Genomic DNA, 1,767 nt, shown 5'->3' with positions numbered 1-1,767 from the left:
GACGGCACGCTGTCGATCGGCCAGCTGACCGCGTTCCTCTTCCTGGTGACGCTCTTCATCCAGCCGGTGCAGATCGCCACCGAGGTGCTCAACGAGGCGCAGAACGCGATCGCCGGCTGGCGGCGGGTGCTGGACGTGCTGGACGTCGCCCCGGACGTGGCCGACCCGGGGGAGCAGGGGCGGGAGCTGCCGGGCGGGCCGCTGGACATCCGGTTCTCCGGTGTGCGGTTCGCCTATCCGGGTGGTCCGCCGGTGCTGCACGACATCGACCTGGAGATCCCGGCGAAGAGCCGGGTGGCGGTGGTCGGTGAGACTGGCAGCGGCAAGACCACGTTCGCCAAGTTGCTGACCCGGCTGATGGACCCGTCGAACGGGGCTGTGCTGCTGTCCGGGGTGCCGCTGACCGACGTCCGGTTCGACTCGTTGCGCTCGCGCGTGGTGATGGTGCCGCAGGACGGGTTCCTCTTCGACGCGACGGTGGGGGACAACGTCCGGTTCGCCCGGCCGGAGTTGACCGACGAGCAGTTGAGCGCCGCCTTCACCGAGCTGGGCCTGTCGGACTGGCTGGAGGGTCTGCCGGCGGGCCTGGACACTCCGGTCGGGGAGCGCGGCGAGGCGCTCAGCGTCGGGGAGCGGCAGCTTGTCGCGTTGGCCCGCGCGTACGTGGCCGACCCGGACCTGCTGGTGCTCGACGAGGCGACCAGCGCGGTGGACCCGGCGACGGAGGTGCGGTTGCAACGCACGCTGGACGCCGTCACCCGGGGCCGGACCACCCTCGCCATCGCGCACCGGCTCTCCACGGCGCAGGCCGCCGACGAGGTGATCGTGGTGGACCGGGGCCGGGTGGTGCAGCGCGGCCCGCACGACGAGCTGGTTCGCGACGCCGACTCGGTCTACGGCCTGCTCTACGCCTCCTGGCTGGAGCAGACCCGGTGAGGTGCGGCGGTGTGGTGGACGCCGACGGGCGGGTGCTCTAGGCTCCGGGTTAGGTAAGCCTAACCTCAGAAGGAGGTCGCGCCCATGCGGCCCAACTCCGCCGAGATCGTCCGTACCCTCGTCGCCGGCCGCCTGCCCGGCCTCGTGCACCTGGCCCACCGGCCGGGCCCGCACCACGCCCGGCACGTCACCGACTCGGACGGGCGGGTGCTGCTGCTGGTGCCGGTGGCCAGCCACCTGGCCGCCGCCCTGCAACCGGCCGCCGGGGTCAGCGACGTCGCGGTGGTGCTCGACGTGCTGGACCTGCCGCCCGCCGCCGGCGCGCCCGGCCTGGGTCGCGCCTGGGTGTCCGGCTGGGCGGCCGAGCTGCGCGGCGACGAGGCCCGCCACGCGGCGGTCGAGTTCGCCGCGGTGGAGCCGACCGGGGACCTGCTCGACCTGGGTACCCGGTTCCGGCTGTTCCGCTTCGAGGTGGTCGAGGTCCGCTGGGAGCGGGCCGGCGTCGTGCACCGGATCGACCCGGTGGAGTACGCCGAAGCCGAGCCGGACCCGGTGCACCCGGTCGAGGCCCGCCTGCTCGCCGACCTCGCAGAGTGCCACGGCGCCCAGGTGACGGAGTACCTGTGCCGGCAGCTCGGCTTGACCGAGCACACCCCGGACGGGCCGCCCCGGGTGGTGCGCATCGACCGCTACGGGTTGGTCGTGGCCCTCGGCCAACCCGGTGCCCGGCGTCGGGTCCGGCTGGCCTTCCCGGGCCCGGTGACCGACCCGGCCGACCTGCCACAGCTGCTCCCACCGCTACGACTCACTGCCGACGCCCGCCCCCCGCAC

2 protein-coding genes are annotated in these 1,767 nt (G+C 74.1%); both read left to right on the top strand.

Going from position 1 to position 1,767, the window contains the following annotated elements; genetic code table 11:
- Positions 1-936 (top strand): ABC transporter ATP-binding protein (locus DLJ58_RS00095; RefSeq protein ID WP_148097948.1); only part of this gene is annotated, 936 nt, incomplete at its 5' end.
- A gap of 84 nt (positions 937-1,020) precedes the next feature.
- On the top strand, positions 1,021-1,767 hold a 747-nt coding region (locus DLJ58_RS00090), incomplete at its 3' end, for a DUF2470 domain-containing protein (protein WP_124853296.1).

Origin of the sequence: Micromonospora arida (assembly GCF_003857035.1) — a bacterium.
Classification (GTDB): Bacteria; Actinomycetota; Actinomycetes; order Mycobacteriales; family Micromonosporaceae; genus Micromonospora; species Micromonospora arida.
The sequence above is the reverse complement of the archived record's forward strand: the minus strand, read 5'-3'. Positions and strand labels throughout refer to the sequence as shown.